The sequence below is a fragment of the Micromonospora yasonensis genome (assembly GCF_026013475.1).
GTDB classification, from domain to species: Bacteria; Actinomycetota; Actinomycetes; order Mycobacteriales; family Micromonosporaceae; genus Micromonospora; species Micromonospora yasonensis.
In genome coordinates this window covers 1-5,153 of sequence record NZ_JAPDPH010000342.1, presented here as the reverse complement: position 1 = coordinate 5,153, position 5,153 = coordinate 1, and the positions used below count along the sequence as shown (strand labels likewise).

The window sequence follows — 5,153 nt, the reverse complement described above, 5'->3', positions numbered from 1 at the left end:
CGCATAAACCCGTGTCCAGAACCAGGGGTCAAGCCCCAAGGCCGCATCGACGGGCAATCTGCTTGGCAGTCAACCCTCGTGGTGAACCGCCGACGGTAAACAGCACCCGTAGCGCCCGAGACACGCTGGAAAGCAGGTCCGATGGTGGTGGCGGCGACTCACGCACAAGATCCTCCTGTGGGCGCTCGGTCCGGTGGCCCAGGCACCCCCCACCACATACCCACAGTGGGACGCTGCATCGCGTCGCCTAGGCGCCCGCAAGGGTGATGCCCCGGTGTTCCCCGACTCTCCGCCCCTACAGAGCATGAAAGAGGCAATCACCGGCAGCGCCGGCCCAGGTCTGCCGAGCCCTCGCTGATCGGCCAGGACCCAGGCGGCCATTGCGGCGGCCGCGAGCAGGGCGCCCGCCGTGTCGAGCCGGCCGACCGCGATATGCGGCGGCAAGGGAGCACTGCAGGCGGGATTGTCAACCAGGAGGTCGAGTCGGTCGGTGTCGACGACTGATCGGATTGCCTCCGGCATGATCCCGTTAGCCCAGTGAACGTGTTGGGCGGCGGCGAGCCAAGCGTGGGCGGTCATGGCGAGATTGATGTGGCCGTGTCGGGCTCGTCAGCCCCGGTCCTGACAATCGTCCAGTCCTCTACAACTGCCGTTGCAGTACGTCCGTCGTCCGGCCGAGGGGTGGCGCTGGCGCCCATCGCCGAGCCGGAGCCTGTAGCCGCGATAGACATAGGCGTATGTCGATGGATCGCGTAATCTCCCTCGCACCCCCATGGCGAAGGAGGAACCTGTGCCCCGTCTTCGGATCGCGCTCGGTGTCGCTGCCGCGTCACTGCTCAGCGCGAGCCTGCTCACCGCCATTCCCGCCGCCGCGCAGGCGGCACCGTCCGCCGACGTCACCACGGCCGTCACCGAGAAGCTGCTCCAGCAGGTCAGCGCGAACCCGACCCTGCGTACCGCCGGGAAGTCCGACACGCGGGTGAGCGTCACCCGGCACGCCGGCCAGCGGTGGGCCTTCGGCACCGCGGTCGTGATCGCGCCGCATCAGGAGGACGCGTACCCCGCTGGGTGGCTCTTCGTGGCCCGCGCACAGGAACGCGGCTGGCGGATCGCCTTCGACAGCGAGCCGGCCTTCTCCGACCTGGCTGCGGCGGCGCCCGAGGGGGTCGTCTCCGAGCGTGAGAAGCAGGTGTTTACCGCGGTGACGCCGATGTACGCCAACGGCGACTACCGCACGGGTATGCGGCTGCCGTACGGAATCGGCCAGTCCTGGTACCTGACCGGCGGCCCCCACGGTTGGGGCGGCAGCGACACACCATGGAGCTCCATCGACCTGTCCGGTGGCGACCAGCGGGTGCTGGCCGCGCGCGGCGGCACCGCGTACACCATGTGCCGGGGCTGGATCCGCGTGATCCACGATCGCGGCTACGCCACCGACTACTACCACCTGTGGAACAGCATCAGCGTCAACGGCGCGGGCGTCGGCGAGGGGGCCTACCTCGGTGACACCGGCACGGACGTGACCTGCGGCGGCGCGGCCAGCGGCCGGCACGTGCACTTCGCCCTGCGGCAGAACAACGCGTACGTGCCGATGCACGGCCACAACTTCGGCAAGTGGGTCATCATCCCCGGCGGCTCGACCTACCAGGGCTACGCGCTGCACGGCTCGGCCCAGGTGAACGTCGGCGGCGCCCTCTACAACTACGGCACGCTGGGCTTCACTCAAGGTGTGGTGGACACCAACGGCGGCACCACGCTCAACAAGCGTTCCGGACCCGGCACCGGCTACGCGATCGCCGGGTCCGTCGCCGACGGCGCCACCGTGAACATCACCTGCTCCGCGAACGGCACCACCCACAGTGGCCGGTGGGGCACCACGGCGCTGTGGAACAAGCTCACCGACGGCACCTGGGTGTCCGACGCGTACCTCTGGACCGGCGTCACCGGCACCGTCAACGGCTACTGCTGACGCACCACCCTCTCCGCACCAACTCGCCAATTGACGCGAGCATCCCGGCTCGCTCGCCTATGAAGGAGGCGCGATGCGACAGCTGACAACTCACCGCTTGCGAGCCCTGGTCGTAGCGGTCTTGCTGGCGGTGGCCGGACTGGCCGTCCCCGCACCCGCACAGGCGGCGGTAGCCGGCTGCGTGGACTGGCCCACCAGCAAGTTCCTGCAGACCCCGTTGACCTACAAGGCCAACGGCGGCCTCGGCTACGCCTGGCAGAACGGCAGCTACTACGGCGAGGGCTACCACATCAACTGCAACACCACGAACCACATGAACCAGTACTACGCCCTCGACCTCGGCATGGCCCAAGGCGACGAGGTGCTCGCCCCAGGAGGGCCCGGCACCATCCTCTACGCCGGCTGGGCACCCGCCGGCTGGGAAACCTGCGGCCAGTACATCATCATCGACCACGGCGGAGGCTGGTGGAGCTACGTCTGCCACCTCAGCGCGATCAAGGTCAGCAAGGGACAGAAGATCACCGACGCCACGGTCATCGGGCTCGTCGGCGGCACCGGCGGGTTCGCCCCGCACCTGCACTTCGGCCTGCAGTACAACGCCAAGCTCACCGCCGCCGGCGGCCTGTACGGCGGCCAAAGCGCCCAGCCCCGCCACATGTGGCACCTCGGCTGCGGCCAAGGCTACTACGAGTACATCACCAAGGGACAAAAGGTCTGCTACTGACCGTGAGCCGCGTTGGCCCGGCGGGGCATCCCCCGGGCCAACGCTGTGTCACCGCGCGGCGAGATGCACTTTGCCGCCTCGCCCGCCGCGAGAGAACGGCGCCGCCCGTCCTCCGCACCAGCGTGGCCCAAGGCGACCAAGCCGATGGTCGCCCGCTCGCCCGACTCTCTCGCCGGTCAGGCGAGGGCTGGAGCCAATACTGGAGAACTGCGCCCACATATGCGTCGGACAGGTCAGTCGCCGAGGTCGATGACAGCGACGATAGTGGTGCCGTCCGGCCCGGTGGTGATGCCCAGGTCGGGAACGAGTTGCCGACAGATCCACATGCCACGTCCGCCGAGGGCTGTTCGGTCCGGTGGTGCGGCCCCGGCCGTCGTGTCGGCCATGCCGGGGCCATGATCGGTGACCTGCAGGTGCAGGGAGTTGTGGTCGCGCCACAGCCGTAGCCAGCCAACGCCACCGCCGTGCCGGATGGCGTTGGTGGCCAGTTCACCGGCCACGATAAGCAGCTGTTCGATCCGGGTGGGTGCGGCCCCCAGGGCTGCGAGGTGCGCGGTGAGAGTGGCGCGCATGCCGCTCAGACTGCCTTCGTCGAAGGGCTGGTCCGGGTCGGACGCCTCCGGCACTCCAGTCTGATGCTGCCACCCGGGGAGGTTTAGCGGGAGGTCCGGGTAGGCCATGGGCTCGTTGTACCCGCAGCTGGGGTGTATTACCCGCTCCGACCAGTTTGAGTACCGTCGCTGCTATCTGGTGATCGTTACGGTCATCCGCCGTAACGAGGGCAGCTTCGCTGCGACCGCAACGATCACCAGATAGCAGCGGGATCACGCCGTGATGGTCACTGGGACCGGCAGGCCCTGCTGCACCTCGAGGACCACCCGCTCACCGAGTGGTTGAGCCAAGTCGACGGCGGTCGTGCGTGGTGCGCCAATGTCCGGGCATGTTTCGCCGGGCTTGTGGGGGTGCTCGATGACGATGACAACGACCGCGTTGGCCGACTCGACGGCCTCCGCGCTGTAGTCAGCGCCGCACGGCTGGCTTCCCGGGCCCGGGGTGCCGGTGAAGGCGACGGTCAACTGCCGTGGGTTGACCGCGGTCGTGGCCGCCGAGTCGATCGCCAGGCCGGCCGGGGTGTCGAAGGGATCCCAGGACGGTGGCGTGATCTTGATCGTGGCCGAACTGGCGACAGCGACCCGAGTCGCTCGTACCGTCGTTCCTTTCAGCGTGTACTCCCAGACGGGTGCCGTCGCCGGGCCGCGCGTGGTCTGGGTCCGCGCCGTGCTCAGGCGAGCGCCGGTGACCTCCAGCATTTCGCACTCGGCGCAGCCACCGGCACCCGCCACCACCATCTGCCTGAGGGCTTCCTCGGCCGAGAGCAACGGAACTGCCTCGCTCGCGCCGTTTTCCCAGATCACCTGTCCTGTCGGCTGCGGCGCGGCGGGCAACGCGCTGGTGGCGAAGAAACGGCCGGCCAGCAACGCTTGTTTGTTGTCCCGATTCGCCGGTTCCCAGTCGCCGAGCTGGCCGGTCAGGTCTCCAACCGGAACGAAGCGCTGCGCGCCGCCTGCGTCGAGGACTGCCTTGTCATACCGGGCCAAAGCGTCATGCGCCTGCTGGCGCTGCCTGTCCAGGCCCTCGCCACCCGGCCCGCTCCGACCCGTGCCACAGCCGCCGAGCAGGGCCACCACCGCGATCCAAAGCACCCAACCCCGTCGAGCCATCCCACTCGCCTCCATCCCCTCTAGTGAGAGTCCCATAGGGGCCAGAAGAAGAGGCCGCTCGATACCGGATCGGGACTTGGTTGGCGGTTCCGTGCCGGTCACCAGAGTGTCAGGTCGTACCGTCCGGGCCATGCGCCGCCGAATCAAGAACAACAGGCTCGCCGCCGCAGGACGACACAGAACGGCATTGGCATTCTCCGCACTCACCGCATCACCAGCGGCACGCGCCCTCTACGACCGTCTGGGCCCGGTCCTACACGTCGCTCAGCAGTGCGTGTTCTGGATCTTGTCGGGCTGGTTGGGCAGCCCGCGGGAGTCGTCTGTCATCTGTTCGCCCGATGAGTCGGGTGGACTTTTGGCCGATGGTGAGTAAGGTCAGCTAGCTGTCCGCACCTGTGCATTCAGAGGAGGCAGGCGACCGTGGCCGAGAGATCGACCGCTCGCCCCGCCGACGGGGCTGCCCAACTTCATGACCCGGCCAGTGACATAGACAGCTGGATCTCTCAACTGTCGGGACCGGCAGCAACCGACTCGGACACGTACTCCGAGCGGCAGGTGGCTGCCGGACCGCAGTGGCGCGAGGACGTTTCGACCCCGTACGAGGCGGCGTACCGAACCGAGGAGACGAGCCAGGAGCACGAAGGGCGGCACGCAAGGCACGGGGCACACCAGCAGTACGAGGAAGAGGACGAGCAGTACGACGGGTCGTACCGCCAACACGAGTACGCGTACGAGCGGT

Annotated in this window: 5 protein-coding genes and 1 pseudogene; 3 read left to right on the top strand and 3 right to left on the bottom strand. The window is 68.3% G+C overall.

Annotation, left to right across the window (positions count from 1 at the left end; genetic code table 11):
- Window positions 1-37 precede the first annotated feature (37 nt).
- A pseudogene (locus ONA70_RS34570) lies at window positions 38-166 on the bottom strand (helix-turn-helix domain-containing protein); the annotation flags it as partial.
- A 624-nt stretch (window positions 167-790) separates the two neighbouring features.
- On the opposite strand from ONA70_RS34570, the gene ONA70_RS34565 reads away from it, so the two are divergent.
- Window positions 791-1,969 (top strand): peptidase M23, encoded by a 1,179-nt coding sequence (locus ONA70_RS34565; RefSeq protein WP_265010690.1) that lies wholly within the window; start codon window positions 791-793, stop codon window positions 1,967-1,969.
- A 73-nt stretch (window positions 1,970-2,042) separates the two neighbouring features.
- A complete protein-coding gene (locus ONA70_RS34560) occupies window positions 2,043-2,693 on the top strand; it encodes a M23 family metallopeptidase (RefSeq protein ID WP_265010689.1) in 651 nt (216 codons plus the stop codon).
- A gap of 233 nt (window positions 2,694-2,926) precedes the next feature.
- Here ONA70_RS34560 and ONA70_RS34555 read toward each other — a convergent pair whose 3' ends face one another.
- Together ONA70_RS34555 and ONA70_RS34550 are read right to left on the bottom strand one after the other, a co-directional pair.
- On the bottom strand, window positions 2,927-3,373 hold the full coding sequence (locus ONA70_RS34555) for an ATP-binding protein (RefSeq protein ID WP_265010688.1): 447 nt from the start codon (window positions 3,371-3,373) through the stop codon (window positions 2,927-2,929).
- Between the two features lie 144 nt (window positions 3,374-3,517).
- On the bottom strand, window positions 3,518-4,381 hold the full coding sequence (locus ONA70_RS34550) for a hypothetical protein (protein WP_265010687.1): 864 nt from the start codon (window positions 4,379-4,381) through the stop codon (window positions 3,518-3,520).
- 588 nt (window positions 4,382-4,969) lie between these two features.
- Here ONA70_RS34550 and ONA70_RS34545 point away from each other — a divergent pair.
- The coding region (locus ONA70_RS34545; RefSeq protein ID WP_265010686.1) for a hypothetical protein at window positions 4,970-5,153 on the top strand (184 nt) is incomplete at its 3' end.

Coding starts and splice junctions, on each gene's coding strand:
- ONA70_RS34555 (WP_265010688.1), bottom strand. CDS start 3,373: ATGGCCTACCCGGACCTCCCGCTAAACCTCCCCGGGTGGCAGCATCAG.
- ONA70_RS34560 (WP_265010689.1), top strand. CDS start 2,043: ATGCGACAGCTGACAACTCACCGCTTGCGAGCCCTGGTCGTAGCGGTC.